This window comes from Sphingorhabdus buctiana, from assembly GCF_042680825.1.
GTDB classification, from domain to species: Bacteria; Pseudomonadota; Alphaproteobacteria; order Sphingomonadales; family Sphingomonadaceae; genus Sphingorhabdus_B; species Sphingorhabdus_B buctiana.
Map to the genome: position 1 here is coordinate 20,242 of NZ_JBHUEL010000002.1, position 25,424 is coordinate 45,665.

Annotated in this window: 30 protein-coding genes and 2 tRNA genes; 21 read left to right on the forward strand and 11 right to left on the reverse strand. The window is 57.5% G+C overall.

Annotation, left to right across the window (positions count from 1 at the left end; genetic code table 11):
• The first annotated feature begins 2 nt into the window (after positions 1 to 2).
• The gene (locus ACFSAG_RS00535; RefSeq protein WP_381510527.1) at positions 3 to 1,382 is read left to right on the forward strand and encodes a sensor histidine kinase; all 1,380 of its coding nucleotides are present in this window, start codon (positions 3 to 5) and stop codon (positions 1,380 to 1,382) included.
• Positions 1,383 to 1,390: 8 nt separating this feature from the next.
• Here ACFSAG_RS00535 and ACFSAG_RS00540 read toward each other — a convergent pair whose 3' ends face one another.
• The gene (locus ACFSAG_RS00540) at positions 1,391 to 2,491 is read right to left on the reverse strand and encodes a cell wall hydrolase (RefSeq protein ID WP_381510529.1); all 1,101 of its coding nucleotides are present in this window, start codon (positions 2,489 to 2,491) and stop codon (positions 1,391 to 1,393) included.
• 353 nt (positions 2,492 to 2,844) lie between these two features.
• On the opposite strand from ACFSAG_RS00540, the gene ACFSAG_RS00545 reads away from it, so the two are divergent.
• Genes ACFSAG_RS00545 through ACFSAG_RS00555 form a run of 3 tightly spaced genes read left to right on the forward strand, consistent with a single transcriptional unit; the run spans position 2,845 to position 4,939 of the window.
• Positions 2,845 to 4,218, forward strand: a complete 1,374-nt coding sequence (locus tag ACFSAG_RS00545; protein ID WP_374614416.1) for a class II 3-deoxy-7-phosphoheptulonate synthase — start codon at positions 2,845 to 2,847, stop codon at positions 4,216 to 4,218.
• Positions 4,218 to 4,391, forward strand: a complete 174-nt coding sequence (locus ACFSAG_RS00550) for a hypothetical protein (RefSeq protein WP_381510531.1) — start codon at positions 4,218 to 4,220, stop codon at positions 4,389 to 4,391. Before ACFSAG_RS00545 ends, ACFSAG_RS00550 begins: the two co-directional genes overlap by 1 nt.
• Before the next feature lie 23 nt (positions 4,392 to 4,414).
• Entirely contained in the window at positions 4,415 to 4,939 is a 525-nt protein-coding gene (locus tag ACFSAG_RS00555) for a hypothetical protein (RefSeq protein WP_381510532.1), read from the forward strand.
• Here the strand turns inward: ACFSAG_RS00555 and ACFSAG_RS00560 are convergent.
• The 4 genes from ACFSAG_RS00560 to ACFSAG_RS00575 are packed head-to-tail and all read right to left on the reverse strand — an operon-like array spanning position 4,917 to position 9,172.
• The gene (locus ACFSAG_RS00560; RefSeq protein WP_381510534.1) at positions 4,917 to 7,187 is read right to left on the reverse strand and encodes a CHASE2 domain-containing protein; all 2,271 of its coding nucleotides are present in this window, start codon (positions 7,185 to 7,187) and stop codon (positions 4,917 to 4,919) included. The genes ACFSAG_RS00555 and ACFSAG_RS00560 overlap by 23 nt on opposite strands.
• A 27-nt stretch (positions 7,188 to 7,214) precedes the next feature.
• Positions 7,215 to 8,504: a FecR family protein gene (locus ACFSAG_RS00565; protein ID WP_381510536.1), complete on the reverse strand. Its 1,290-nt coding sequence runs from the start codon at positions 8,502 to 8,504 to the stop codon at positions 7,215 to 7,217.
• Between the two features lie 4 nt (positions 8,505 to 8,508).
• The gene (locus tag ACFSAG_RS00570) at positions 8,509 to 8,883 is read right to left on the reverse strand and encodes a winged helix-turn-helix domain-containing protein (protein ID WP_381510538.1); all 375 of its coding nucleotides are present in this window, start codon (positions 8,881 to 8,883) and stop codon (positions 8,509 to 8,511) included.
• On the reverse strand, positions 8,843 to 9,172 hold the full coding sequence (locus tag ACFSAG_RS00575) for a response regulator transcription factor (protein WP_381510540.1): 330 nt from the start codon (positions 9,170 to 9,172) through the stop codon (positions 8,843 to 8,845). The genes ACFSAG_RS00570 and ACFSAG_RS00575 overlap by 41 nt, the downstream gene beginning before the upstream one ends.
• A gap of 538 nt (positions 9,173 to 9,710) precedes the next feature.
• Between ACFSAG_RS00575 and ACFSAG_RS00580 the strand changes: the two genes are divergently transcribed.
• Positions 9,711 to 10,505, forward strand: a complete 795-nt coding sequence (locus ACFSAG_RS00580; protein WP_381510542.1) for a transglutaminase-like cysteine peptidase — start codon at positions 9,711 to 9,713, stop codon at positions 10,503 to 10,505.
• A 10-nt stretch (positions 10,506 to 10,515) separates the two neighbouring features.
• Entirely contained in the window at positions 10,516 to 11,004 is a 489-nt protein-coding gene (locus ACFSAG_RS00585; RefSeq protein ID WP_374614430.1) for a hypothetical protein, read from the forward strand.
• Positions 11,005 to 11,034: 30 nt separating this feature from the next.
• On the opposite strand, the gene ACFSAG_RS00590 is transcribed toward ACFSAG_RS00585, so the two are convergent.
• The 4 genes from ACFSAG_RS00590 to ACFSAG_RS00605 form a co-directional block, all read right to left on the reverse strand.
• Positions 11,035 to 11,490: a MarR family winged helix-turn-helix transcriptional regulator gene (locus ACFSAG_RS00590; protein ID WP_374614432.1), complete on the reverse strand. Its 456-nt coding sequence runs from the start codon at positions 11,488 to 11,490 to the stop codon at positions 11,035 to 11,037.
• A 9-nt stretch (positions 11,491 to 11,499) separates the two neighbouring features.
• Positions 11,500 to 11,925 carry an organic hydroperoxide resistance protein gene (locus ACFSAG_RS00595; RefSeq protein ID WP_381510544.1) on the reverse strand — a complete coding sequence of 142 codons (426 nt, stop codon included), beginning with the start codon at positions 11,923 to 11,925 and terminating at the stop codon, positions 11,500 to 11,502.
• Between the two features lie 116 nt (positions 11,926 to 12,041).
• Positions 12,042 to 12,116: transfer RNA gene (locus ACFSAG_RS00600), tRNA-Gln, on the reverse strand.
• 74 nt (positions 12,117 to 12,190) lie between these two features.
• Positions 12,191 to 13,288: a branched-chain amino acid aminotransferase gene (locus tag ACFSAG_RS00605; protein ID WP_374614437.1), complete on the reverse strand. Its 1,098-nt coding sequence runs from the start codon at positions 13,286 to 13,288 to the stop codon at positions 12,191 to 12,193.
• 90 nt (positions 13,289 to 13,378) lie between these two features.
• Here ACFSAG_RS00605 and ACFSAG_RS00610 point away from each other — a divergent pair, with 90 nt between their 5' ends.
• From ACFSAG_RS00610 to ACFSAG_RS00625, 4 genes are all read left to right on the forward strand, one after another.
• Complete coding sequence (locus ACFSAG_RS00610) at positions 13,379 to 13,897, forward strand: MarR family winged helix-turn-helix transcriptional regulator (RefSeq protein WP_381510546.1); 519 nt, start codon at positions 13,379 to 13,381, stop codon at positions 13,895 to 13,897.
• The gene (locus ACFSAG_RS00615) at positions 13,897 to 14,214 is read left to right on the forward strand and encodes a phosphoribosyl-ATP diphosphatase (RefSeq protein WP_381510548.1); all 318 of its coding nucleotides are present in this window, start codon (positions 13,897 to 13,899) and stop codon (positions 14,212 to 14,214) included. Before ACFSAG_RS00610 ends, ACFSAG_RS00615 begins: the two co-directional genes overlap by 1 nt.
• A gap of 3 nt (positions 14,215 to 14,217) precedes the next feature.
• Complete coding sequence (locus tag ACFSAG_RS00620) at positions 14,218 to 14,595, forward strand: histidine triad nucleotide-binding protein (protein ID WP_381510550.1); 378 nt, start codon at positions 14,218 to 14,220, stop codon at positions 14,593 to 14,595.
• Between the two features lie 67 nt (positions 14,596 to 14,662).
• Positions 14,663 to 16,165, forward strand: coding sequence for an amino acid permease (locus tag ACFSAG_RS00625; RefSeq protein WP_374614445.1), 1,503 nt, complete (start codon positions 14,663 to 14,665; stop codon positions 16,163 to 16,165).
• Positions 16,166 to 16,211: 46 nt separating this feature from the next.
• On the opposite strand, the gene ACFSAG_RS00630 is transcribed toward ACFSAG_RS00625, so the two are convergent.
• Positions 16,212 to 17,450: a multidrug effflux MFS transporter gene (locus tag ACFSAG_RS00630; RefSeq protein WP_374614448.1), complete on the reverse strand. Its 1,239-nt coding sequence runs from the start codon at positions 17,448 to 17,450 to the stop codon at positions 16,212 to 16,214.
• 137 nt (positions 17,451 to 17,587) lie between these two features.
• On the opposite strand from ACFSAG_RS00630, the gene dinB reads away from it, so the two are divergent.
• From dinB to ACFSAG_RS00645, 3 genes are all read left to right on the forward strand, one after another.
• Positions 17,588 to 18,718, forward strand: coding sequence for a DNA polymerase IV (dinB, locus tag ACFSAG_RS00635; protein ID WP_381510553.1), 1,131 nt, complete (start codon positions 17,588 to 17,590; stop codon positions 18,716 to 18,718).
• A 71-nt stretch (positions 18,719 to 18,789) separates the two neighbouring features.
• Complete coding sequence (locus tag ACFSAG_RS00640; RefSeq protein WP_381510555.1) at positions 18,790 to 19,434, forward strand: TetR/AcrR family transcriptional regulator; 645 nt, start codon at positions 18,790 to 18,792, stop codon at positions 19,432 to 19,434.
• Positions 19,435 to 19,499: 65 nt separating this feature from the next.
• Positions 19,500 to 19,574: transfer RNA gene (locus tag ACFSAG_RS00645), tRNA-Val, on the forward strand.
• Positions 19,575 to 19,598: 24 nt separating this feature from the next.
• Here ACFSAG_RS00645 and ACFSAG_RS00650 read toward each other — a convergent pair.
• Positions 19,599 to 20,663: a helix-turn-helix transcriptional regulator gene (locus tag ACFSAG_RS00650; RefSeq protein ID WP_381510557.1), complete on the reverse strand. Its 1,065-nt coding sequence runs from the start codon at positions 20,661 to 20,663 to the stop codon at positions 19,599 to 19,601.
• 231 nt (positions 20,664 to 20,894) lie between these two features.
• On the opposite strand from ACFSAG_RS00650, the gene ACFSAG_RS00655 reads away from it, so the two are divergent.
• The 8 genes from ACFSAG_RS00655 to ACFSAG_RS00690 all read left to right on the forward strand — a co-directional run bounded on the left by ACFSAG_RS00655 (position 20,895) and on the right by ACFSAG_RS00690 (position 25,424).
• On the forward strand, positions 20,895 to 21,299 hold the full coding sequence (locus ACFSAG_RS00655; protein WP_381510559.1) for a hypothetical protein: 405 nt from the start codon (positions 20,895 to 20,897) through the stop codon (positions 21,297 to 21,299).
• Positions 21,296 to 21,583 (forward strand): SCO4225 family membrane protein, encoded by a 288-nt coding sequence (locus ACFSAG_RS00660; RefSeq protein WP_381510561.1) that lies wholly within the window; start codon positions 21,296 to 21,298, stop codon positions 21,581 to 21,583. The genes ACFSAG_RS00655 and ACFSAG_RS00660 overlap by 4 nt, the downstream gene beginning before the upstream one ends.
• Before the next feature lie 28 nt (positions 21,584 to 21,611).
• A complete protein-coding gene (locus tag ACFSAG_RS00665) occupies positions 21,612 to 21,986 on the forward strand; it encodes a hypothetical protein (RefSeq protein ID WP_381510563.1) in 375 nt (124 codons plus the stop codon).
• A 112-nt stretch (positions 21,987 to 22,098) separates the two neighbouring features.
• On the forward strand, positions 22,099 to 22,353 hold the full coding sequence (locus tag ACFSAG_RS00670; protein ID WP_381510565.1) for a hypothetical protein: 255 nt from the start codon (positions 22,099 to 22,101) through the stop codon (positions 22,351 to 22,353).
• Positions 22,354 to 22,527: 174 nt separating this feature from the next.
• Positions 22,528 to 23,145: a hypothetical protein gene (locus tag ACFSAG_RS00675; protein WP_381510567.1), complete on the forward strand. Its 618-nt coding sequence runs from the start codon at positions 22,528 to 22,530 to the stop codon at positions 23,143 to 23,145.
• 91 nt (positions 23,146 to 23,236) lie between these two features.
• The gene (locus ACFSAG_RS00680; RefSeq protein WP_381510569.1) at positions 23,237 to 23,650 is read left to right on the forward strand and encodes a DUF1330 domain-containing protein; all 414 of its coding nucleotides are present in this window, start codon (positions 23,237 to 23,239) and stop codon (positions 23,648 to 23,650) included.
• A gap of 18 nt (positions 23,651 to 23,668) precedes the next feature.
• Positions 23,669 to 24,049 carry a ribose-phosphate pyrophosphokinase gene (locus ACFSAG_RS00685; protein ID WP_381510571.1) on the forward strand — a complete coding sequence of 127 codons (381 nt, stop codon included), beginning with the start codon at positions 23,669 to 23,671 and terminating at the stop codon, positions 24,047 to 24,049.
• Between the two features lie 43 nt (positions 24,050 to 24,092).
• Positions 24,093 to 25,424 (forward strand): phosphotransferase, encoded by a 1,332-nt coding sequence (locus ACFSAG_RS00690; RefSeq protein ID WP_381510573.1) that lies wholly within the window; start codon positions 24,093 to 24,095, stop codon positions 25,422 to 25,424.

Consider the following 25,424-nt stretch of genomic DNA (forward strand, 5'->3'; position numbering starts at 1 on the left):
GCATGGCAAGGGGGCTGCGCATCTTTCCGAAAACACTGACCGGCAGGATCATGCTGGTGACGGCGCTGGGCATTTTCCTTGTCCAGGGCATCAACAGCTTCATCCGGTACGAAGCGATGAAGGGCCGGGCAGTGGTAGAGGCATCGTCGCTGATCGTCGCCGTGACCGCCAACCGGCTCGATTTCGGCGCGATAGAACCATCGCGTCCGTTGGAAAGACGGCCTGCGGTTCGAACCTTGCGGTCCACTGCACCGCTGGTTGTTGAAGGTTTCACCACAACCGAAGAATTGGCGCAGCGCGTCGCCATGCATCTGCAGTCAGTCTATCCAGAGGTGCAGGCTGTGCGGCTGTCGGTCGGCCCGATCCGGAACTTGCCCGAGCAGCTCAAACCCCGCCCGCGACACATGCACGCCATTCGACGCTCGGACATCATCGAACGATACCGGCGCGGCGAGGCCGCATTGCTCAGCCTGAAGCTCGCCGATGGCAGCTGGCTGCACTCGACCACGAAGATCCGCACGCGCGGCATGCTGCCGCAATGGCCGCTGCTCATAGAGACATTGCTTATTTATATCGGGGTCCTCATCCCGCTTTTGCTTGTCATCCGGCAGATGTCGAAGCCCCTGCAACAGTTGAACAACCGGCTTTCGAATGCGGGGCTCGCCAGTGATGAACCGCCGCTCGAACCGCGCGGTCCCGATGATGTTCGAAGCCTGATCGAAAGCTTCAACGCCGCCGAACAGCGCGTCAACGCCATGCTGACCGAAAAGGATGTGATGCTGGGTGCGATCGGGCACGACCTGAAAACACCACTTGCGTCACTACGCGTGCGGATTGAATCGGTTGAGGATGAAGACGAACGCGCCAAAATGGCAACCACCGTCGAAGAGATGGTTCAGATACTCGACGACATCCTGATCCTTGCCCGTCTGGGTAAATCGTCGGAAACTCCGGTGCTCACCGACTTGTCTGCGCTGGTTGAAATGGTCGCTGACGAATTAGGTCCGGACGATCGGCTTGCTGTCGCGGAAAGCGCGGAGAAATGCCGGGCGATGGTCCGGCCCGTCTTGCTTCGGCGCGCGCTGCGCAACCTGATGGGCAATGCGCTGAAATATGGCGGCAGGGCCGATATTGCCGTGCGCTGCGACGGTACATTTGTGGCAATCACGATTGAAGATGAAGGCCCGGGGGTTGCTGCCGATCAGCTTACAGGGCTATTCGAACCATTCGCCCGCGCCGAGAATTCGCGCAACCGCGCATCGGGTGGAACGGGGCTTGGGCTGACGATAGCACGCGCCATAGCCCGGGCGCATGGCGGCGATGTTATCCTTGAAAATCGCAGCGAAGGCGGGTTGCGCGCAATCCTGCGGGTTCGCCAATAGGAATGCGTTCAGATACCGCTTGGCTGGGCTTTCCAGCTTCCGCTTGCCTGATACTCGCTTTTCACATTGCCGGTGCCAGGAAGGTTTCCGCCGCCATAAACGGCATCCCCACCGCGTGAACGCGCGGCAGCCGAATAATCCGGTGCGGCATAGCCCTGCGTGCTCAGCGCGCGGTAGGGCGTAATGGCGGAATAGGCAGCGGCACCTGTTGCATTTCCGGCGAGGCCTGCCTTGGCAATGGCGTCAGCCTCCGCCTTCATGCGGATCGCAGCAAATTCGCGTTCATATTGCTGCTGCAACTGGATCGGATCGAGCACGGGAAGCTTGTCGGCTGTCCACACACGCGGTTTGGGGCCGGGAATGGGTTCGCGCCCTGCATGGCTGCGGAAAAATGCCGACGGTCTGCCCGCTGCGCCCTTCCAGCGATAGAAACGGTGCGCGCCGATCGTGCCTACGAAATCAAGGCTGGGGGCCCAATAGGGATAGACATAGGTCGCGTGATAATGGGTCGCCATGCCAACGGGCGCATAGACCGATCCGGAAAGCGCCTCCATCGCCACGCGCTGGCCACGCAACCAAGCAGCACGTGCCGGGGTGCGTGCCATCGAGCCATCGCAGCTATAGCTGAATTGGCATCCGGTTGCCCGTTCGGAGCCTTGGTAGATCACCCCGCAAATGCTGTTGGGATAGGTCGGGTGTCGCATCCGGTTGATGATAACCTGGGCAACTGCACGCTGCCCGGCATCAGGCTCGTTCGCTGCTTCATAATAGATTGCGTCGGAAAGGCATTGCAGCGCCCGGGCATATTCGGAAGTGCCGCGCTTCAGGTAAAAGGGTTGGGCCGCCGGGCCAAGTGCGTTGGCGCCCTCGTCCGTTGTGATTGTAGCAGTTACAGGTTGTGCAATTTCCGATTTCAACGCTTCCGCCGCAGGTGCATCCATGTCGGGATCGAGGAAGTAAAAGGCAGAGCCGGAAAAATTCTCGGCAGGTCGTTCAGCCGAATTTGCCAATGGATCGATTTTGCGCTCGTTCGAAGGCAGGCTCCAGGCCCATTGTGCCGAGCTTGGCAACAAAGCGAGCAGCAAAAAGGCGACTGCAACCAGAAACACCTCTCGCCAACCGAGAAAGCGCCGTTTCCTTGGCGTCGGTTTTTGGCGCTTCGCTCGCGCGTTTTTAGGGTCCACTGGCTGGTACAGCATGACTCTTGCAGAAGTTATTGCCCAAACACGAGTCGCCTATAGGCCTAAAGATGTACAATCAGGAGCGCTAAATTGGCGCTGTTCCATCGCGGGACGCCCGGAAACCTTTGAATTAACGCGCTTTGCAAAATGGGCGATTGTAAATTGTTGTGCAGCGCAGCAACAAACTTGCGTTTGAAGCGCGCAAAGGCGCTTTTGCTTGCACCATCGGCTCGAACGGGCCTAGAAGGCCGCCCGCATTTGGCTAAGTGGAGTAAAGTATAATGGCGGCGAAATGGACGCCCGAAAGCTGGCGCAACCATGATGGGAAGCAGATGCCGACCTATCGCGACCAGGCAGCATTGGAAGCAACCGAGGCAACGCTGCGCAATTTCCCGCCGCTGGTTTTTGCCGGTGAGGCGCGCAACCTGACGTCCGAGCTTGCCGATGTGGCAGAGGGCAGGGCCTTCCTGTTGCAGGGCGGCGATTGTGCCGAAAGCTTTGCCGAATTCCACCCGAACAATATCCGCGATACTTTCCGCGTGATCCTGCAAATGGCGGTCGTGCTGACTTTTGCCAGCAAATTGCCGGTCGTGAAGGTTGGCCGCATGGCCGGCCAGTTCGCAAAGCCGCGATCGGCCGATACCGAAGTGATCGGTGATGTCGAACTGCCCAGCTATCGTGGTGACATCATCAACGATATCGCGTTTGAGGCGGCATCGCGTGAACCCGATCCCGAACGCATGGTCAAGGCGTACAGCCAGGCAGCCGCAACGCTGAACCTGCTGCGCGCATTCAGCCAGGGCGGCTATGCAAACCTGCATCAAGTCCATGCATGGACCCACGATTTCATGGGCCGTTCGCCCTGGGCAAAGAAGTTCAAGGACGTGGCCGACCGCATCGGTGAAGCGCTGGCCTTCATGGAAGCCTGCGGCATCACGCCAGAGACTGTCCCGCAGATCAAGGGAACCAGTTTCTACACCAGCCATGAGGCGCTGTTGCTGCCTTATGAGCAGGCGCTGACCCGTCAGGATTCGCTCACCGGCCAATGGTATGACACCTCGGCGCATATGCTGTGGATTGGCGATCGCACCCGCTTCGAGGGTTCGGCGCATGTCGAATTCCTGCGCGGTATCGGCAACCCGATTGGCATGAAATGTGGACCCAGCCTTGAGCCGGACGCGTTGCTACGCATGCTCGACACGCTCAACCCCGGTCGCGTCGCTGGCCGCATGACTCTGATCACCCGTTATGGCCATGACAAGATCGAGGCGGGCCTGCCCAAGCTGGTGCGCGCGGTGCAGCGCGAAGGCCATCCGGTGATCTGGTCATGCGATCCGATGCACGGCAATGTCATCAAATCGGCCAGCGGTTACAAGACCCGCCCGTTCGAACGCATCCTTGCTGAAGTGCGCGGCTTCTTTGCCGTGCACCGTGCCGAGGGAAGCTTCGCCGGCGGCATCCATGCCGAAATGACTGGCCAGAACGTCACCGAATGCACGGGCGGCGCGATTGCCATTACCGATGAGGCGCTGGCCGACCGCTATCACACGCATTGCGACCCGCGCCTCAATGCGGCGCAATCGCTTGAACTCGCTTTCCTGCTGGCAGAGATGCTCAACCAGGAGCTGGCAGAACGTGCGAAGCAGGCCGCCTGATGGCAGGCGAGCGCGTCCGCATCATCCAGCGCGATGTCGTCAAATCCGGCATAGGCTTCGGCAGCGCGCTCGCCATCGTCATCAGCTACACCGCGCACAAATCGGTGCTGTGGGCGATCATCCACGGTTTCTTCAGCTGGTTTTACGTCATCTATTTCCTGCTGACGCGCTAAACCATTGATGCTAAACGCGGCTTATGGGGCCGCGTTTACCTATTCTGTTGTTTCTCGGACTCTCTGCCTGTGCAGGGCCGGTGGAAACACGTGTGGTATCAAGCGGGCAGGGCGTCGATCGTCCCGTCTATATCCTTCAGGAGGAAGCCCCTCAATCAGAGCTGCTATTGCATGCGCATATCGCCGCGATGCACCAATTGGCCGATCGTGGTTTCATGGTATCTGACAAAGCCACGCTGAAATTTGCCATTGCCTTTGCCGAGCGCGATGCATCGATTGCCGTACTGTCCAAATCGGGTGACAAGGTGCAGGCAATCGCACCTGCAAAGCAGAAGAAGCCGCTACAGAATTGCGCTGATCGTGAGATGCGCCTGACGTTGACGCTAACCCGCATCGCCGATGGCGCTGAAATATACCGAGGCAGCGCTTCTGAATATCATTGCAAGGCGCAAGCGGTGGATGTGGTTCCCCAGCTGGTAAAGGCAGCGATCGCCGATTTGGCCAAGCCCAAGGGTGCCTACACGATCAAGCGTCAGGGCCTGGAATAGGTTCCGCAGCCTCGGGCAGGCGCATGCGGAAACATGCGCCGCCCTCTGGCCTGTTTTGCGCCTCCACCGTGCCGCCATGGCGTTGCACAACCGCTTTCACATAGGTCAGCCCCAATCCGCTGCTCTTGATCCGCGCATCGGGTGCGGAATGCGCTGCGAAGCGGGTGAACAGGCGCGGTAACAGATCCGCATCGATACCCGGGCCTTCATCACAGATTTGCAGTTCGATATTCGCATCTCCCATGTCGTGGTGCTTCGAAATGTTGATGTGAATTGTGCCGCCATCCGGGCTGAATTTGACTGCATTGTCCAACAGGTTGGTAAGTGCGCGTCCGAGGCTGTCAGGCTCTGCGCGGACGAATGCGCTGTCACTTTCGTCGGTCACTTCGATGGTCACGCGCCGTTCGTGCGCCAAGGGCCAAAGATTATCTGCGATGTCGCGCGCCAGATCGACCAGGAGCACGTCGGTGCCATCGAGCGGGCTTTCACCCATGCGGGCCACATCGACGAAATCCTGGGCTAGCGCGATGGTGCGGCGGGCATGGCCCTCTATCCTGCTTCGGACATTATCGTCCTTGATCGTCGGGAGCAGCGCGATGATCGCCGACTGGGGTGAACGCATGTCATGCGATAGCAGCTGCAGGGCTTCTTCCCGGTCATTCTCTGCCTGTGCCAGCGCGCTGATATCCGCGAGGTAGTGGATATGGCCGGTCATTGGACCGGCGTCGCTATAAATCGGGGCGCTGCGCATGACAAAATGTCTGCCATCAGGCGAAATGAACCGGACGAAATCCTGCTCTGCATCCAATTCGGTTTGCAAGCATCGCAGATAATCCTCGACGCTGCGCCGGTGTGCCGGTGCGACGATGTCGTCGAGTAGCCGGGACAGTGCGGTTCCGGATGCTATCGGGCCCAGATATTCCTCGATCCGATGGTTGGCCATCGTAACCAAGCCATCCAGATCGGAAATGATCATGGGATCGGGAAGATGCTCCAGCGAATCCGAGACAAAACGGCGCAAGTCGCGAAGCTGGTCAATTGCGGTTCCGAGGGCGAGGCTTTGGCGCCCGACAAGATCCCCGCTTTTGCCAGGTGGAGATGCGAGAGGCACGACCTCCCCCTGCGTTTCAAGATCCCGCAGTTCCTGCTGCATGAAATTGCTGACGGCCTGCAGGCGTCGCCAGCCCCAGAGCGGGTAAACCAGCGCCACGCCCAACAGGGCAGCTCCCGGGGCGAGCCAGATGTTCGCGGTGAGCGCGACTACACTGACGCCCAAAATAGCCACGATACAACCGATTGACACGGCCAACGCGGTTCTGGGTTGCCAGCGCAGGAACCCGGCCATCAGAAGCAGCATCGGCAGCAGCGAGAAGAGCAAAGTCGGCTTCGAACCTGCCGGCTGGATGAAATCGTTGCGGCGCAACGCCCCAATCATATTGGCCATGATTTCAGTGCCCGAAACCACCCCGCCATCCCCGAAAGGCCCGGCGTAATTATCGCCCATGCCCGCTGCAGTTGCGCCGATGATGATATCGCGGGCCCGCACCAACTCGGCCGGTATTTGGCCAGCTATTGCCTCTGCGTAAGAAATTTCCGAATGGCTGTTGCGCGGTGAATAAGGCAGCAAAAGCCGGGCGTTGCAATGCTGCAACCGCTTGAATGCCGGCGATGCTGTGCCTTCGCCTCGATAGACCAGCTCGGCTATGTGCGGCCAGGCACTGCCACCTCCGTCGAAGCACAGGTTCACATGACGCACCAGGCCATCATCGTCAAAATTGATGTTCACATGGCCTACGCCTCGCGCAGCCGCAGCGAATGCCTCCAATGGAAATTCGGTATCAAAGGCACGACCATCGCTGCCCGGGGTCGAGAAATTCAGCGGCAGGTAGACCATGTCCGCCCGACGCATCGATAGCGCTAGCGCTTCGTCACCCGCTGGGCTTCCGTTCTCGCTGAGCAATATGTCGAGCGTGATGCTGCGCGGCTTGGATGCTGCGAGCTTATCGATCAGTTGCGCATGAACCGATCGGTCCCACGGCCATTTTCCGATCGCCTCAAGGCTCGGTTCATCGATGTTGATGAGCAGGATATTGTCGTCGGGTTGCGGCCGCGAGAGTGCCGAAAGCCTGTCATAGACAAGATTGTCGAAAGCTTCGGTTGAACGCCATTGGCTCGCTATGGCGACTGTAGTAATCCCGATCAGCAAAATCAGGCACCATTCGAACAACAGTCGCTGGCGTAGGTTCATGAACCTTGCAATCGCACTGTAGGCCGCTCAATTGGCTGCAACGGTCAGCTTTTCAAAAGCCGTCCAGTTGGCGCTGGCCTCGCCATCGAGATATTGCACCGATCCGACCCGCCAATGATATTCACCATCGGGCAAGTCTGAAAGGATGATTTGCTGCGCTTCCAAACCGGTCTCATCAACCAGTGGAACGCCCTTTATGTCACCGCGGAAGAGCTGGAAATTGTAGCGGATGACGCCCCGGCCTTCACCGCCCCATTTGAAAACCCAACCTTCATCGGCTGCTCCGGCCGACCCGCTGACCGAATTCAGACGGCGCTTGAAAGCATAAGTTGCGGGTAATCCTTCGATGCCGCTGGGCGCAATGGCGCGCGCACGCAGGAAATAATTCCCATCGTCGAGATTGCCGAAATCAACCGCGCCATCGCTTGCGATGCGATCTGCAACCTGTTCTTCGAAGCTAGCATCCTTGGCAATGCTTATGCGTGCATTAGCTGCCGAGGGAAGGGCAAAGCGGACCGTGGCTCCGTTTTGCAACTTACCCGCGCCAGCAATGTCGAGGGGTGGCAGCAGCGCCTCTGTGAAGGACGAGCCATCCGCGGCGACGGCAAGGCCATTACCGGCAGGCAATGCTCGTGTGACACCCTTATCCAACTCTATCGCAAGGCCACCTTCATCGACCTCAGCAAAGTCGCGATTGTTATCGGCATCGAAACGCGTCTGGAAATCCGTCCCCCGAACCGCCGAAACCGCGCGCGGCGTGCGCACCTGGTAACGGTCATTGGCTGATTTCAACGGGGCTACCTTCGATCGGGCACCGCCACGATCGACCTGGAAATCATAATCGAGCGCCGAGCCGAGGAGATAGCGACGCAGGCGGAGGATGCGGATGTCGGTATTGGACGGCACCGAAATGCGTGATCCATCGTCGAGCTGCAGCGACGCAAATGCTCCGCCAGAGGTTTTGAGTGCATTTCCCTCGGATAATGTCTGGCCGGTTCGCGCAGCGCGGGCTTCGCCATCGACAACCGCCATGACATCGCCGCGAACGGCAGAAAGCCGCGCCGATGCCGGTTCATACTTCAAAATCGAACGCGGCACTTTCAGGATTGTCCCAACCGGGATGCGTTTGGGATTGCGGATGCCGTTGCGTTTTTGGACGATGCGATAATCGGCCTGCCGCTTGAGATACTTTCCACCAAGGCCGGTGAGCGTATCACCGGCCACGACCTTGTACGAGATCTCGTCTGCGGCAATCGCAGGGGCACCGATGCACATCGCCATTGCCAGAATGACAACGCTTTGGGCCCAACGCTTCATGCCATTACCGTTTATCGATGGACTCCAGACGATATCCGTAGCCGAACACCGTGAAGATGCGAAAACCGTTATCAGGGCGCAGTTCCAGCTTTGAACGTACGCGCGAAATATGCATGTCGAGCGTTCGCCTTGCCAGCGCCGCGGTGGTGCGCCAGATGGTTTCCATAATGTAATTCCGCGACAGCGTACGGTCACGATTGCGGAAGAACAGGTCCGCCAGTTCGAATTCCTTGGCGGTCATCGCAACCGTCCTTCCGGCCACGGTAACGGTCTGTTCAATGCGGTTGAATTCGTAAATGCCGTAGACCGCTTTGGTTTCGAACGCCCCGCTGCCGGCGCTACGCCGGATGAGAGCGTTGATCCGCGCAGTGATAATCATCGGCCCCGGCATTAAGGGCATCGCTGATATCGCGCTTGGCCGTTCGGTTGGTCAGCATGATTACCGGTGGCTTTTCCTGCAGCGACGTCTGCATCCAGCCCAAGGTCGCCATCCCGTCTTTCTTGGGCATCGACCAATCCATGATTACCAGGTCATAGGTTTCCCGAACTAAAGCTTGCGACAATGTCGCGCCATCGGAAAATGTAGAGGCTGCGTGCCCCATATCTTCAACTATGTTTTTAAGGAAATCGACAACATCACTTTCATCGTCAGCAATAGCAATTCGCATACAACTACCCCATCTACCCCGACGGAACCATTGAATGCTACTTGACTGGTCACGTCGCCCACACACGCTCCAGATAATCCGGATTTACAAACGAGGCTACTGTTTCAATGAAATAGTTACCACCTTTTACAATCCTTTGTTATCTTTCGACTATACCTAACGATATATCCAGTTGGTTCCAAGATGGAACCGATTACAGAAAATGGATTGCCTGTTCGAGGTTGATTTTGAGTCAAAAAGTGCGGATTCTCGCCAATAAAGCTTTGAAATTGCGACTTCGTGTGAATGCACTTTCAACCGTTTTGGAGGCATGTTTGCGCAGCACGAAATGCCTATATACGACTAGTTAGATCGCGTTACATTGCAACCAAAATGGAACCAATTTTTTACCGGATGCCCCCGATTTGACGTCGAATACTCTCACTTTAGGGGTGTTAGCTAACCGTAAATGGATGTAAATTATTATTTCCGGTGGGCGTAAACTCGCTGCAAAAATCACTTTGCACGAATTTGATACGGAATTTGACAAGGGGGCTTTGTGGCTACCAGTTTGCATTCTAGTATCGACGCGCGTGGCGCTGTTGCGTCTGCGAAGCCTGTTGGCTTGCCCATCTCTGATGAGGAGTGGCTGGCCGTGCAAAATGGCCAAAGTGACGATGCTGGCTTTGGCAGCACAATCTTGCGCACCATGACGATGGTATCGGACGCGGCGCTTAACCTAGTCTCTTCCGTAAACCAGATTGTCATCCTGCTCATTGCAGCATTGCTGTGTGTAATCCTCTCTATTCCGGCGCCAAGGCCAGAAGGTGATTCCTCGATCAGCCTGTTCAGGACAGGTGCAGTGCGGATCACCCATACTCCATATTCGGATCGCTGGATGAACGCGCGAAAGCCCATGCCAGCAGGTCGGCGTGCCGTTCTCGCTTCATTGAACAGCGGCGGGGGCAAGCTTGCCCAGATTTCCAATGTCCAAAAAACGGCAAACAAGCTGCTGCGCTATGCCGACGATATTCGCACTTATGGGCGCCCGGATTATTGGGCCTCGCCGGCTGAATCGCTGGCGCTGGGCGCGGGTGACTGCGAAGATTCGGCGATCCTGAAAATGGCCATGCTTGCAGCCTTGGGAATTCCAGAGGACAAGATGTTCCTCACCGTTGGCAACGATCTCGTGTCGCGCAACGCCCATGTTGTTCTGACCGTGGATGTCGATGGTGAACTCTATGTGCTCGATCAGCTTGCGGACGATCTGGTCAAAATGGCCAATTATCGCGACTTCAAGCCCATCATGACCTTATCCGGTAACCGTTCTTGGTTGCACGGCGAAAAAATCTAAGGACAGCTTCGTGAATATCCATGCTTTTATCGACAATACAGTCGCGTCCAGTTTCTACCTGGTTTACGTCGCCTGGTTCTTCGTCAAGCTATTCCTCTACGTCATCCCGCTGGCCAACATCATGTTGTTGTCGAGCGAGAACAAGCGTTTGAACCTGTTCGTCCTATGCCTGTACATGGTTCCCGTGGTGGAGATTGTGGCCTATTTCTACATAGTCACCATATCGCTGCCGCGCATCTTTCAGGATTACGAGAACAAGCATCTGTCGAGCCGGTGCCTGGAATATGGCCTGGCAGCAGGGATTGTGAACATCGTCATCCTGACGCGGCTGACAGACTCTTTTGAGAGCTACCTGACCTTTTACAACTATCGCGATGGACTGGTTACTTCGATCATGAATGGCAGCCTGCTATCGGTGTGGCTTGTTCTCGCCATTACGCACCTGAAGCTGCTCCACGATGTGAAGATCACCTATATCCGGGGAAGAATTTCGGAGTGAGTTTGCGCGGCTTAAGCAATTTGTTTTGTATCAGCCGCGGTCAGCTTGATCTGCGAGTAGCGCTACGAGCTGTCGCACATGTTCGCGCAGTTCCTCAACGCCTTCAGGTGAACGCCCCTGCGCAATGGTTTCGGGCACATGCATTGCCTTGTCGCGTAGCGCGCTTCCCTTGCCGGTCAGGGCGATCATCACGCGGCGTTCATCTTCGGGGTCGCGGGTGCGGCTGACCAGCCCGGCTGCCTCCATCCGCTTGAGAAGAGGGGTAAGTGTGCCGCTATCGAGATATAGCCGCGCACCCAATGCGCCCACAGTTTGCGGCTGCTCTTCCCAAAGCACGAGCATGACCAGATATTGCGGATAGGTGAGCCCCAGCTCGCGCAGCACCGGCCCATAAAGCCGGTTGAGCAGGTTGGTGGCAGCGTAAAGTGGGAAGCAGACCTGCAGGTCTAGCAGCAGGGGATTGTCGTCCTTTTTCTTCGCTGCCACCTTGGTACCTCACCTGGTTGTCACGTTGAGCGCAACATCGACATTGCCCTTGATCGCGTTCGAATAGGGGCAAACCGCATGTGCCGCCTGCACAATCACTTCGGCTTTCGCCTGTTCGAGGCCGGCAATCACGACATCGAGCGTCACCGCAAGATTGAAACCGCCGCCGCCATTGGGCAGCAGGCCAACTTCACCGGTGACTTCGATATCGTTGTCGCGCACCTTGTCAACCATCGCACGGGAAACGTGGATGACGGCATTTTCGAAGCAGGCGGCATAGCCGGCGGCGAAAAGTTGTTCGGGATTGGTGGCGCCGCCTTTGCCACCAAGTTCCTTGGGCATGGCAAGCGGCAGGTCCAATATGCCGTCTTCGCTTTTGATGCTGCCGCTGCGGCCGCCTACGGCGGTCACTTTCGTAGTGTAGAGATGGTTCATGGCTGGCTCCTTGAAATGAGAATCAAGCAAATATATTTCTCACAATATAATAGCAAGCAATTAATAAGGACGCATTTAGGCTGGTGCCGTTCCAGTTTCGCAGTTTTGCGGGAAAATGGCTGGGGTGGCAGGATTCGAACCTGCGAATGCCGGTACCAAAAACCGGTGCCTTACCACTTGGCGACACCCCAGCAGACCAAGCAACACGGGCTTGGGAGAGCGGCCTTATAGCGTCCTAAAAACGCTTGGCAACACGTGCTGTCGCTTAATTTATGCGATCGACCCAACCATGTGGATCAGGCGCGGTTCCGCGCTGGATATCGACCAGTTTTGCGCGCAGTTTTTGCGTAAGCTGGCCGGGTCCGCCGCTGCCAATCGTGAAGCTGCCTTGCACGCCATGCACGCTGCCGACCGGGGTAACGACCGCGGCCGTGCCGCAGGCAAAGCTTTCGACCAGTTTGCCGCTCTCGGCGTCAGCGCGCCATTGATCGATGGCATAATTTTCTTCGCGAACCGTCAGGCCTTCCTCGCGCGCCAGTTCGATCAGCGAGGCGCGGGTGATGCCTTCCAATATCGTTCCACCGGTGGGCGGGGTGATGATCGATCCATCATCAAAGACGAAAAACATGTTCATTCCGCCCAGTTCTTCGACCCAGCGATGTTCGGCTGCGTCGAGGAAAACGACTTGGTCGCAGCCATTGGCGGTTGCTTCCTGCTGCGCAATCAGGCTGGCCGCATAATTGCCGCCGCATTTCGCCGCGCCCGTGCCGCCTGGGGCAGCGCGGGTATAGCTTTCCGAAATCCAGATCTTGATCGCGGGTGCGCCGCTCTTGAAATAATTGCCCGCCGCCGAACAGATAATCATGAACAGATATTCGGAAGAGGGCTTTACGCCCAGGAATACCTCGCTCGCGATCATAAAGGGGCGGATATAGATCGAGCCACCCTCGACCGGCGGAAACCAGCCCTTGTCAGCCTCGATCAATGCCTTGATCGAATCGATGAACAGGCTTTCGGGCAATTCGGGCATCGCCAACCGCCGCGCTGACTGGTTGAAACGGCGCGCATTCGCATCCGGGCGGAAAAGCGCCATGCTGCCATCGGCAAGGCGATACGCCTTGAGGCCTTCAAAAATCTCCTGCGCATAGTGCAGCACGGCAGTGGCGGGATCGAGCGTCAAAGGACCGCGCGGACCAAGCGTGGCGCTGTGCCATCCTTGCCCTTCGCTATATTTGATCGTGACCATATGGTCGGTGAAAACCCGCCCGAAGCCCGGATCGGCGATCAGCCCCGCGCGCACATCATCCGCGACCGGCGATGGGTGCGGAAGCCGTTCGAGTTTGGGCAGGGCGGACTGGGACATGCGGAAATCCATTTTGAAATAAAATTACGAAATTGGCGGCGTTCAGGAAATGCTTGCACTTAGTTATGGGCTGCGTCAAGATACGTCAACATGGCTGTCCCATCTTCTTCGAACGAGCTGTTCACGCCCGCTGCCTCGCCGCTCTTCCTGCGCGAAGACGAAGTGCGGCGTGGCGTTGAGCTCCTGTATTTCGGCTATACGCGCCTTACGCGCTCGGTCGATGAGCTGCTCGTAGAGCATGGCTTTGGCAGGGCGCACCATCGCGCGCTCTATTTCATTGCGCGCCAGCCCGATTTGCCGGTGAACGCGCTGTTGAAGATATTATCGATCACCAAGCAGTCGCTCGGCCGCGTGCTCAATGATCTTTCCGCCAAGGGCCTTGTCGAAACCCGCGCGGGCGAACAGGATCGGCGGCAGAAATTGCTGCGGCTGACCGAGAGCGGACTAGCGTTTGAGGCGCAGCTTTTCGAAACCTTGCGCACCGGGCTCTCCGCGGCCTATGCGGCTGCCGGGCAGGAATCGGTCACCGGTTTCTGGCGGGTGCTGGAAGGGCTGATCCCCGAGGATGAAAAGCCGATGGTCATGAAATTGCAGGGCAGGGGGCGCTGATGGACCCGCGTATCGAACGGTTGGAAGCGGTCATCAAGGCGCGCAAGGGCGCGGATCCGTCGTCAAGCTATGTCGCCTCGCTTTTCGCCAAGGGCACGGCCAAGATTGCGCAAAAAGTGGGCGAAGAAGCCACTGAAACCATCATCGCCGCGCTGCATGAAGGTCCGGAAAAGCTGACCAGCGAGGCCGCCGACCTGCTCTTCCATCTCAGCATTTTGCTCGCCGACGCAGGGCTCAGCATGGACGATGTGCTTAGCGAGCTCGAACGCCGCGAAGGCGTTTCGGGGATAGAGGAAAAAGCCAGCAGGAAAGGATGAAGCGTGCCCGTTGATGCCACCTTGCCGTATGACGACCAGAATATCTTCGCAAAAATCCTGCGCGGGGAAATTCCCAATCGCACGGTGTATGAGGATGAATGGGCGCTCGCCTTTCACGATATCAACCCGCAGGCGCCGATCCATATCCTTGTGATTCCCAAGGGCGCCTATGTCAGTTGGGATGATTTCAGCGCCAAAGCCAGCGAGGCAGAGATTGCCGGTTTTATCCGTGCTGTTGGCCATGTCGCGCGCGAACAGGGTCTGGTGGCACCGGGTTACCGCCTGCTCGCCAATGCAGGGATCAACAGCCATCAGGAAGTTCCGCACCTGCACGTCCACCTTTTTGGTGGAAAAGCCTTGGGTCCCATGCTGTTGCGGTGAAATTTTGTTGCGCAAGCTCAATTAGGCACTAGGTTCGGCCCCAGATATAAATATTGGGGAGAATCTTATGATTTTCGGGCGCGTAAAACCGCTTGATGCGATTTTGGCAACTGCCGAGAAGAAATCGCTCACGCGTACGCTTGGAGCCTTGCAGCTAACCATGCTCGGCATTGGTGCCATTATCGGCACCGGCATTTTCGTTTTGACTGCCGAAGCCGCCAATAAGGCCGGTCCCGCGATGATGATCAGCTTTGTCATCGCCGCCGTGGTCTGCGCGCTGGCGGCACTCTGCTATTCGGAACTGGCCTCGATGGTGCCGGTCTCGGGCTCTGCCTATACTTACAGCTATGCGACTTTCGGCGAGATTGTCGCCTGGATCGTCGGTTGGGCGCTGGTGCTGGAATATGCCATTGCTGCCTCTGCGGTTTCGGTCGGTTGGTCCGGCTACATGGTCAAACTGGCGGAGGAGATATTCAGTATCACCATCCCCAATACCTTCGTCAAAGGCCCGTTCGATGATGATCCGGGCCTGATCAACATTCCGGCGATGCTGATCGGTCTGGTCTGCATGGCCTTGCTGATTGTGGGCACCAAGGAAAGCGCGCGTTTCAACGCGGTGCTTGTTGCGATCAAGGTATCGGCGCTGGCGCTGTTCCTTGTCCTCGCCCTTCCGGCAATCGACGCGGCCAATTTCGAACCGTTCAGCCCCAATGGCTTCTTTGCCAAGGAAGTCATCGATCCCATCACCAACAATATGGTGACGGTGGGTGTGGCGGCAGCCGCGGCATCGATATTCTTCGCCTATGTCGGGTTTGACGCGGTCTCCACTGCGGCGGAAGAAACCATCAACCCGCAGCGGAACATCCCCATCGGCCTCATCGGCTCGCTGGGTTTCTGCACCATCATCTACCTGCTCGTCGCGGCTGGTGCCATTGGTACCATCGGGGCGCAGCCGGGCGGATCGCTCGCGCAGTCGGATGACGCGCTGGCCTTCGTGCTTCGCGAAATCGGCCAGGGCTGGGCTGGTGACCTTGTGGCGATTGCCGCCGGTATCGCACTGCCATCGGTGATCCTGATGATGATGTTCGGCCAGACCCGCATCTTCTTCGTGATGGCACGCGATGGCCTGCTGCCCGACGTGTTCTCGCGCCTGCATCCCAAATATGGCACGCCGCACGTCGTGACCATGTGCACGGGTGTATTCGTCGCGCTGTTCGCCGCCTTGTTCCCCGTGGGCAAGCTGGCTGACATCTCGAATTCGGGTACGCTGTTCGCATTCTTCACCGTCGCAGTTGGCGTGATGATTTTGCGTCGCACCGATCCGACCCGCCATCGTCCGTTCCGTACGCCGATGGTGTGGCTGATCTGCCCGCTGGCAGCGGCTGGATGCGTCTTCCTGTTCTTCCAGCTTTCGGGATACACCGAACTGATGTTCCTCGGCTGGACAGTAATCGGGCTCGTTGTCTACTTCAGCTACAGCCGTTCGCGCAGCCATGTTGGCCGCGGTTCGATCGAAGTACACGAACTCGATCCCGACGTTCCGCCGACTTCGGTTCCGCCGATCAACTGATCGGACCAACAGTGAAAAGGAAAGGGAGGCTGCGGCCTCCCTTTTTTTATAGCGGAATGTGCCGGGTCGTTCCCGGGCGGGTGAATAGCTGCCCGCGCTCGCCAAACAGGATCAGCGCCAGCGCCAGCAATCCGCAGCCGAGAAAGCCCAAGGCAACCGGCGTAACCGCACCGTTGAACTGCTGGCCGATTACGGCGCCGATCAACGCTGCCCAGATCGTACGCACAAAATTCTGGAAGGATGACGCCGACCCGGCAATCGCCCCAAAGGGCTGCATCGCGATGGACGAGAAGTTCGAGCCGACAAAACCGATCATCGCCATGTTGAGCGTGATGAGGGCAAGGAAAAGCGGCATCGAGTGCGGAACAAAGGTTGCCGCCAGTGCCTGTGCGACAGCCAGTGTGATAAAGGCAAAGAGCGCCGTCTGCGAGACACGCCGCGCGCCGAAACGCTCGACAATGCGGGCATTGGTGAAATTGGCGCAGGCAATCCCTATGGCGATGATGCCAAAGCCGATGGGGAAGAAATCGGGAGCTGCAAAGGTCCGGTCGAAAATCTGCTGCGAGCTGTTGAGATAGCCAAACAATGCGCCCTGCGTCGTGCCGCCCGCGACCATGTAGCAATTGGCCGCACGATTGGTGACGACCTGTTTCCAAGCCCGGCCCAATGCGCGGGGTTCAATCGGAATGGCATTTTCCGGATCAAGCGTTTCGGGCAGGCGCAGCGTTACCCAGGCCAGCACCAGTACGGCCATGATCGCGAAAAGATCAAAGATCGACCGCCATCCGGCAAACAGCAAAACGGCTGAACCAACCAACGGCGCGACAATCGGTACAGCCATGAAGACCAGGAAAATGGTCGACATGCGCCGCGCCATGGCGTCGCCTTCAAACTGGTCGCGGATGATCGAGGTGACCAGTACGCCCAACGCCGCGCCACACAATCCCTGCGCCACCCGCATCACTATCAGCATGTCAAAACTGGTCGCGAAGCTGCAGGCAAGCGCGCACAGGATATAGCCAGCAATCGACGCCAACAGGATCGGGCGGCGCCCGAACCGGTCGGATAGCGGGCCGTGGAGCAGCGAACCCGCCCCCATACCCAGCAAATAGGCGGTAATCACATATTGGATGCGATTGGCATCGACCACGCCAAGGCCAGCGGCCATGCGGGGGAAGGCGGGCAGCATGGCATCGATGGCCAGTGCGTTAAGCGCCATGATCGATGCCATCATCACGATCAACTCGCGATCGCCAAGAACTCTATGTTTACGGGGAGAATGCATGGCCCCGCTTATGGGGAAGCCGCGCTGCTATGGCCAGCCCCGTTTTCGGGTCGCGATGGTGACATTCGAATGTTATGGAAGGGCAATGGGGCGGAATATTTGGATTGCGATGGCATTTCCTGCCTGCCGGAGGCGGCATGACGGATGATGTCGTGCCTGTGCGCAAGATCATCCATGTCGATATGGATGCCTTTTATGCCTCGGTCGAACAACGCGACAATCCGGAGTTGCGCGGAAAGCCCGTGGCGGTTGGCGGCTCCTCCAAGCGTGGGGTGGTGGCTGCCGCAAGCTATGAAGCCCGTGCCTTCGGCGTCAAATCTGCAATGCCGTCAGTCACCGCGCAGCGACGCTGCCCCGATCTGATCTTCGTGAAACCCCGGTTTGAGGTGTACCGCGCGGTTTCGCGGCAAATCCGGGAGATATTTGCGCGCCACACCGATCTGATCGAGCCGCTCGCGCTCGATGAAGCCTATCTCGACGTGACCGAAGACAAGCAGGGTATCGGCTCTGCCGTGAAAATCGCAAAGGCCATTCGCGCGGCCATAAATGAGGAAACCGGGCTCACCGCCAGCGCCGGAGTGAGTTACAACAAATTCATCGCCAAGCTGGCAAGCGACCAAAACAAGCCTGATGGGCTGTGCATCATCCTGCCTCAACAGGGCGAAGCCTTCGTTGCGACCTTACCGGTGCGGCGGTTCCACGGTGTCGGCCCGCGCACAGCGGAAAAGATGGAGCGGCTGGGCATCCGCACCGGTGCCGACCTGCGCGCGATGAGCGAGGAATGGTTGCAACGCAATTTCGGCAGCTCTGCCGGCTATCTGTTCAAGGCTGCGCGCGGGATCGACAACCGACGCGTCAATCCGTCGCGTGAGCGCAAGTCGGTGGGCGGCGAGCTTACCTATTTTAATGACAAGCGCAGCAATGAGGAATTGCGCGCGGCGCTGGATGAGATTGTCGAAATCGTCTGGCGAAGGATTGAAAGCAGTGGCGTGCGGGGCCGGACAGTGGTCATGAAGGCCCGCTATGCAGATTTCCGCACGCTGACCCGTAGCAAGAGCCTCACCCGAAATATTGCCGGCAAGGCCGAATTCGCCGCCATCGGCCATGCCCTGCTCAACCAGATACTGCCCGCGGAAATGGGTATCCGCCTGCTCGGGCTGACGCTTAGTGGAATTGACCAAAACGGCCAAAACCATCGGACTGGCGCTGCTGAAGAACCGCTCATCGGCGTGCAGCCGACCCTGCCTTTCGCCGAGATTGAAAATTGAAGCTTTCATTCACATAATCAGAAAAACGTTTTAACCGGGCAATACAGACCCGGTCATGCAGGGAAATTGCTATGGCGCGTCCGCAAACCGATATTGAAGCCGGTAGGCAGGAATTGCTGGATATTGTCGAGGAGCTTGTGCGCAAGCGTGGTGGAGTAGACCTGTCGATGACCGAGCTGGCCACTGCTGCCGGCATGTCACCTGCCAATGTCTACCGCTTCTTTGAAAACAAGGAAGCGCTGCTCGAGGCCGCAGCTGGCCGGTGGTTTGCGCCCAAGATCGCCATCATGGAAGAAGTGGTGGCCGCCGATCTGCCGTCGCGCGAAAAGATGTTCCAATTCTTTGCGCGCCGTTTCGCCTTGATGAGGGATCAGTTCCACGAAGATCCCGACATGTTCAAAAGTTATCTCGAACTGGGTGACCAGCATTTCGAGGTGGTGCGGGGCTATGTCGACCTGGGCGATCACTATCTATCGGAAATCGTCGTGCAGGCGATGGACGAGGGCTATCTGCCCGACCTGTCAATCGACGATGCCGTTTCGCTGATCAACCAGATGGTGCAGTGCTACTGCAATCCAGAGGCTCTGCTTTACCTCGATCACAAGCTTTCCGAAGAGAAGCTGGGGATGATTGTCGATACGATTTTCATCGGCCTCGGCCGCCGTTTCGACCAGAAATCAAGCGCAGGGCAGCCGCATATCAAGATTGTCACCTGAAGCCGGATAAGCGCTTGCGCGAGGGCAAAAGCTCTGGCAAAGGCGCGCTCCTGTTCAGGCAGAGTGGGCGATTAGCTCAGCGGTAGAGCACACCCTTCACACGGGTGGGGCCACAAGTTCGAACCTTGTATCGCCCACCATTTTTGCCTCGGCACCATGCCTTGCTAGCCCTGATCCCGGCCATTCAAGTCGCCACCTTGCAGACCCTTTCGAAACGCATTGGGTGTTGTGTCGAACCATCTGCGAAAGCTGCGGTAAAAGCTTGAGGGATCGGCAAATCCTAGCCGCTCGGATACTTCAGTCACGTTCAGATTGGGCTGGGAGAGTAATTCGACGCAACGCGTTCGAAGCAAAGCGTCGGTGATCGCCTGGTAGGTTTCGTTTTGTGATCGCAACCTGCGCAACAATGTGCGGCTTGAGATATTCCCTTGCTTGGCCAGTTCATTCAGCCGCGGCGGGCGGCCGTTCTCGGCGAGGAATCTTGCTGCCTGGCTCCGCAGGGTGAGCAAAAAGCCGTCCGAATGCTTCTGCTGCGCCTCTTCTTCGCAACGATAGCAAGCAGTGCGCCACAAATCGGCATCAAATGTCATGCTTTGCCGACGGCACAATTCCTCTGGCAAGGTGATCGCATCACGCTCCGCCTGGTATCGAACTTCGCAGCCGGCAGCATTGCTATATCTGTCGCGATACCCCTTTGGGCTGTGCCGCAACTCGATAACCGCTTCATGCGGCGGTCGACCCAGATAACGTCCGGCCAGCCTTGCAAATACCAGCAACGGAACTTCGCAAATAATGCTTCGGCCGGGGCCCAAATCGCCATTGGCGACCAGTTCGATGCCAACCCTTCCACCATATTCGACCTTTGCATGCCGCAAGAATGGCAAGCGGGGAGATGAGTAGCGATCGACCAATTCAAAGGCAGAGCGCAAATCAGGAGCGGTCTGCATCCCAAGGTCAATTCCGCCTTTGAACAAGGGTACGCCAGCCAGCGCATAATCGATGAAAAAGTCGGGTGTGGCCGCATGTTGGGCAATATTGCCATAGATAATCAGATAGTCACTGGATGAGAATCGAGCTGGAATCTCTCCGCGCTTTTCCATCGATGTGCCCGCGAGGAACCAATCTGGCTCGCCCCAGCTTGCACGCAATTCGGCCAGAAACGCACCTGCGCCGACGGTCGAGTTACCGACGTCCGGTGCTACAACTTGAGCCGGCCTGTTGAATGGCATCGAATGTTTACGCCCTATCGGAACCTGTGAATTCCGACCACCAATTGTCATCAAAAGCCATAGATAATGGCCACATCTGATGTTGACCGTCAATGCGGAAAAATTGCACTTGTATCGCGCCTGTAAATTTCTCTCAAATCAGGCTGTGTGAAACAACAATATAAAAATGAACCGATAGTTGAAAATTTAATACACCAGTGGTGTGTCCACCAAATTGGATCGGAAAAACTGATGCGTAAAAAACTGCTTTCCTGTGCGCTGGCCTTGTCGGCAATCGCCCTGTCCACATCGCTTGTGGCCGCCCCCCGGACGGAACGGGTGGCCTTTGCGAAAGGTGCGTCTTCCAAAGTCATCAAGGGCACTGTGAAGGGCTATGACTATGTCGACTATGTGATCGGCGCCCGTGGCGGCCAGTTGCTCACGGTCAACCTGACGACCAATCGTGGGTCCAATTATTTCAACATCATGGCGAAGGGCAATGAAGCCGCTTATTTCATCGGCTCGGCTGAAGGAAATTCATTCCGCGGCCCCGTTCCCGCGACCGGCGATCAAGTTATCCGCGTTTACCTGATGCGGAATGATGCCCGGCGCGGTGTGGTTGCCAATTACACGCTCAAAATCTCGATAGTGGATTGAGGTTCGGCAAGGCCCTGATTGCTGTCTATGCCACCTTGTGTGCGCTGAGCCTGATCCTGATCCCGGTTAGCGTAAATGGTTGGTTTGGGATTGAAGCAGATCCCTTGGCAGCGGTCTACGCGATATTGCTGGCGATGCCATGGAGCCTGCTCCTCGGCGAGTTGGATGTAAAATCTGAAATCATCTGGATCAACATCGCCTTACTTGCTGGGGGCATGCTGATAAATTTGGTTCTGATGTTTGGAATCTTCCGCCTGCTTAAATCGAAATTTCGGGGCAATTGACCAGTGTGAAATGTTTATGGAGGTGAAAATGAAAGCATTTGTTTCGTCAGCCTTGTCGCTGGCATTGGTTACTACGTCGCTGGCGGGTATCGCGCCTGCAGCCGCTCAAACTGCACCTGGCATGGGCGATCTGATCGGCGTTCGTGGTTCATCGGTTGAAAATGAACTGTCTAACCGTGGGTACAGCTTTGCCAAGAATTGGGGTTCGGCTGCGCTGTGGTGGAATGGCAAATCAAAAAAATGCGTATCAGTTTCAGTCGATAATGGTCGCGTTTCCAGCATCGAATCCGCAACACCCAAGGATTGTGGCCATAGTGGCAATGACGAACTGGCAGGCGTGGTCGCTGGCGCGGCGGCCGTTGGATTGATCGCTGCGCTTTCTGCGCCACCACAAAGACCATGACAATCGCAACAACAATGCCAACTATAATGGCGAATATCAGCGCGGTTATAACGACGCGATGTATGGCGGTCATTATGCCACCAATGATTCAGAGGCTTATCACTCAGGCTACATGGCTGGTGAAGCTGAACGTAACAACCGCCGCCACGCCAATTCGAATGTTGCGCGCAGCTTACCTGCAGAGGCCGGCAATGCCTGCATCAGCAAGGGCGAATATGAATGGGGTGTATATCCTGGCAGCGTCTCTGTCGTAAGCAGCACAAGCTATGCTCCGGGCAATTGGCAAGTCACTCTTGCTACAGGCCATTGGCGCGCAACCTGCAAGGTGACTTCCAGCGGCCAAGTGACAAGCTTCAAGGCCAACTGAATTTAAACGCGGCAAGGGCCACGTTCAGTTATACGGGTCGCAACCTCAACACGGTGCCAGTCGCGTAAAGATGCGCGGCTGGCATCCATGGTTCTTGAATCCACGAACAGATCCGGGGCGCACATGGGCTTTTTCCAGATACTAAGGTCGATTGAAGACCTGCTCTATCAAGTCATGACTTGGCTGGTTTTTTATCCCCGCACGATGTGGCAGGTGATCCGCCACCCGGTTTCGATGATCGATTATTCGGACAAGGAACAGGGTGATACTCCGGAACAGCAATATATCGATACGCTCAGCCCACCCTTGTTCTTGCTCCTCACCATCCTGCTGTCGCATGTGATCGAGTTGGGGTTCCAGACCCGGATTGATACGCCAAAGGAAGGGTTAGGGCGCTATTTGACCAATTCAGAGGAAAACCTCCTCATCCTGCGGTCAGTATTGTTCAGTATTTACCCGTTGGTGTTCGCTGTCGGCATGCTGAAGCGGACGGGCACTGCTTTGGATACGATTTCGCTGCGGGCACCGTTCTTCAGCCAATGCTATGTCGGCGCCGTATTTGCGCTGCTGATGTCGATCGCGACCATCCTTTTCCGTTCCGGTATGGAAACTATGCAATGGGCCAGTCTAGGGCTGCTCCTGCTGACGATCATTTGGTACATTTCAATCCAGACCGAATGGTTCGCCCAGCATTTGACAATTGGCAGGCGCCGCGCAGCGGGTATTGCCACGCTCACCTTCGTCAAAGCATCCGTCATCAACAGCGCGCTCGCATCGCTTGTGCTTGTTTGAACTTCAGGGAAAATCCATCGAATAAATCGGTCCTTGCCATTTTTAATCGTCCGATTAAATCTCTCCCCCAGGCATTGGGAGGAGAGTATCGATGCAAGTGAACAACGCCGTATTTCCGCCGATGGAACAGGCGATGGCATTTTTCGGTTCAGGTGATGACGGAGCGTTCGTCATGGTCAACTTGCTCAAGTTCAAACCGAAGGCCGAATATGAGGATGGCTCGGACGCGCACCTGACTGGTGCCGAAGCCTATGCACGCTATGGCGTTGCGGTGCAGGCTTGCCTCGCCGCTGTTGGAGGCCGCCAGGTCTATGCAGGGCCGGTTACCGGCCTACTGCTGGGTGAGGTTGAGGAATTGTGGGATATGGTCGCGCTCGCCGAATATCCCTCACTCGCCGCCATGCAGCAAATGGTGCAGTCTCCGGAATATCAGGCGATCGAAAAGCATCGCAAGGCAGGGCTTGAGGGCCAGCTCAATATTCGTACCAAGCCGGTTGGCCGCTGACCGGCGGCGACGACTGCGATGGACAATCCCTTCCTCGATGACGGGCCGGACAAGGCAGGCCGCCTTGCCGACGTCGAAGGGATTGCTGCCATCCTGCAACGAGCCGCGCGCGAGCGGCGTGCGATGAGCTATTCGGAAATGCTGATGACATTGGGCTTCCGCTTTACCCGGCCCAAGATGCGTGCGCTTTGCAAGACGCTCGACGCAATCGATACTGCGGCGGAGTTACGCGGCGAACCACCGCTTGCCTGCCTTGTGGTTCGTGAAGGTGATGGTCTGCCGGGGCAGGGCTGGTGGGTCTCACGCCACGATTATGGCGGCGCATGGGAGGGTAGCGAAGCGCGCGCCTATCTTGCGCAGCATCAGCAAAAGGCATTCGACTATTGGAGCAACAAATGAGCTTTCGCTTGCCATGACAGACACTGCGCCTATCAAAAATCCCATGGACGAATTTACCGCCAAACTGGCCGCCGTGATGGACCGCATCGTTGGTGAAAAAGCCGCGATTGAAAATCTTGGTCGCTTGTCGGGCGGCGCCAATATGGAAAGCTGGTCGTTCGACCGAGCCGGTAAGGGCTATGTTCTGCGCCGTGCGCCTTCGGCCGCCTTCATGGAGGGGCGTTCCTTTGGCCATGATGTCGAAGCGGAACTGGTGCGTACCGCGCATCGCGGCGGCGTGCTCGCGCCCGAGGTGGTGGGCGAACTGACTGCCGCCGACGATATGGGCACCGGCTATATCATGTACCGTGTCGAGGCGGAGGTGAACCCGGCGAAGATCCTTGCCGATCCGCCCGCATCATTGGTGCATGATATCGCACGTGAACTGGCGCGTATCCATGCGATCAAGCCGACGCCCGATATTCCGATACCCTATATGGATACGGCTGCGGCACTGGCAGAACTCAAGCGACGCTTCCTGACCTATGGTGGCGACCGGCCGGTGGTCGCACTGGCGATCCGTTGGTGCGAGGATAATCTGCCCCCGCCTGCCGATCCGGTGCTGGTGCATGGCGATTTCCGCATGGGCAATGTGATGGCCGATGCGAATGGCCTCGCTGCGGTGCTCGACTGGGAATTGGCGCATTGGGGCGATGCGCATGAAGATTTGGCTTATGGTTGCATGGCGGTGTGGCGGTTTGGCCATTTCGACAAACCGGCCTTTGGTGCGAGCGACCTCGACACCTTTTTTGCCTCTTACGAAGCATCTGGCGGCGGCAAGGTTGATCGCGCCAGGTTCCGCTTCTGGCTGGTTTATCGCACGCTCTGGTGGGCGCTGGGCTGCATGCAGATGGCCGAAATCTGGCGTTTGGGTGCAGACCGCAATCTTGAACGCGCGGTCATTGGCCGCCGCACCAGCGAGAATGAAGTCGACCTGCTGCTGCTGCTAGAGGATGACGCTTCCGAAGCCGAACGGCAACCGATCGAGTTGCCGGCAGTCGCTGCCCCGCGCCGTGCAGGGGAGCCATCTGCGGTCGAAATGCTCGAGGCTATCCGCGAATGGGTTGATACCGGCGTGAAGGCCAAGTCAGCCGGGCGTGAAAAGTTCATGGCAGCTGTGGCGATGAATGCGCTCGGCATGTTGGTCCGTGAGGCAGAAAATCCCGTCGATCCGCACGATGCTGCACTTTCGGCTGACCTGATGGAGGGCAAGGCTTCCTTGGCCACGCCGGGCCTGCTGCCGCGCTTGCGGGCAACCACGCTCGCCAAACTCTCCAATGACAGCCCCAAATATGCGTCGCTCGCCGCTGCCCGGGCGCGTTGGTTGAAAGGCTGA

Bases quoted from the DNA above. Each gene is read 5' to 3' on its own strand.
- ACFSAG_RS00535 (WP_381510527.1), top strand. From the start codon at position 3: ATGGCAAGGGGGCTGCGCATCTTTCCGAAAACACTGACCGGCAGGATC.
- ACFSAG_RS00545 (WP_374614416.1), top strand. From the start codon at position 2,845: ATGGCGGCGAAATGGACGCCCGAAAGCTGGCGCAACCATGATGGGAAG.
- ACFSAG_RS00550 (WP_381510531.1), top strand. From the start codon at position 4,218: ATGGCAGGCGAGCGCGTCCGCATCATCCAGCGCGATGTCGTCAAATCC.
- ACFSAG_RS00555 (WP_381510532.1), top strand. From the start codon at position 4,415: ATGGGGCCGCGTTTACCTATTCTGTTGTTTCTCGGACTCTCTGCCTGT.
- ACFSAG_RS00560 (WP_381510534.1), bottom strand. From the start codon at position 7,187: ATGAACCTACGCCAGCGACTGTTGTTCGAATGGTGCCTGATTTTGCTG.
- ACFSAG_RS00565 (WP_381510536.1), bottom strand. From the start codon at position 8,504: ATGAAGCGTTGGGCCCAAAGCGTTGTCATTCTGGCAATGGCGATGTGC.
- ACFSAG_RS00570 (WP_381510538.1), bottom strand. From the start codon at position 8,883: ATGATTATCACTGCGCGGATCAACGCTCTCATCCGGCGTAGCGCCGGC.
- ACFSAG_RS00575 (WP_381510540.1), bottom strand. From the start codon at position 9,172: ATGCGAATTGCTATTGCTGACGATGAAAGTGATGTTGTCGATTTCCTT.
- ACFSAG_RS00595 (WP_381510544.1), bottom strand. From the start codon at position 11,925: ATGAACCATCTCTACACTACGAAAGTGACCGCCGTAGGCGGCCGCAGC.
- ACFSAG_RS00605 (WP_374614437.1), bottom strand. From the start codon at position 13,288: ATGTCCCAGTCCGCCCTGCCCAAACTCGAACGGCTTCCGCACCCATCG.
- ACFSAG_RS00610 (WP_381510546.1), top strand. From the start codon at position 13,379: ATGGCTGTCCCATCTTCTTCGAACGAGCTGTTCACGCCCGCTGCCTCG.
- ACFSAG_RS00615 (WP_381510548.1), top strand. From the start codon at position 13,897: ATGGACCCGCGTATCGAACGGTTGGAAGCGGTCATCAAGGCGCGCAAG.
- ACFSAG_RS00625 (WP_374614445.1), top strand. From the start codon at position 14,663: ATGATTTTCGGGCGCGTAAAACCGCTTGATGCGATTTTGGCAACTGCC.
- ACFSAG_RS00630 (WP_374614448.1), bottom strand. From the start codon at position 17,450: ATGCATTCTCCCCGTAAACATAGAGTTCTTGGCGATCGCGAGTTGATC.
- dinB (WP_381510553.1), top strand. From the start codon at position 17,588: ATGACGGATGATGTCGTGCCTGTGCGCAAGATCATCCATGTCGATATG.
- ACFSAG_RS00640 (WP_381510555.1), top strand. From the start codon at position 18,790: ATGGCGCGTCCGCAAACCGATATTGAAGCCGGTAGGCAGGAATTGCTG.
- ACFSAG_RS00650 (WP_381510557.1), bottom strand. From the start codon at position 20,663: ATGCCATTCAACAGGCCGGCTCAAGTTGTAGCACCGGACGTCGGTAAC.
- ACFSAG_RS00655 (WP_381510559.1), top strand. From the start codon at position 20,895: ATGCGTAAAAAACTGCTTTCCTGTGCGCTGGCCTTGTCGGCAATCGCC.
- ACFSAG_RS00665 (WP_381510563.1), top strand. From the start codon at position 21,612: ATGAAAGCATTTGTTTCGTCAGCCTTGTCGCTGGCATTGGTTACTACG.
- ACFSAG_RS00670 (WP_381510565.1), top strand. From the start codon at position 22,099: ATGGCTGGTGAAGCTGAACGTAACAACCGCCGCCACGCCAATTCGAAT.
- ACFSAG_RS00675 (WP_381510567.1), top strand. From the start codon at position 22,528: ATGACTTGGCTGGTTTTTTATCCCCGCACGATGTGGCAGGTGATCCGC.
- ACFSAG_RS00680 (WP_381510569.1), top strand. From the start codon at position 23,237: ATGCAAGTGAACAACGCCGTATTTCCGCCGATGGAACAGGCGATGGCA.
- ACFSAG_RS00685 (WP_381510571.1), top strand. From the start codon at position 23,669: ATGGACAATCCCTTCCTCGATGACGGGCCGGACAAGGCAGGCCGCCTT.
- ACFSAG_RS00690 (WP_381510573.1), top strand. From the start codon at position 24,093: ATGGACGAATTTACCGCCAAACTGGCCGCCGTGATGGACCGCATCGTT.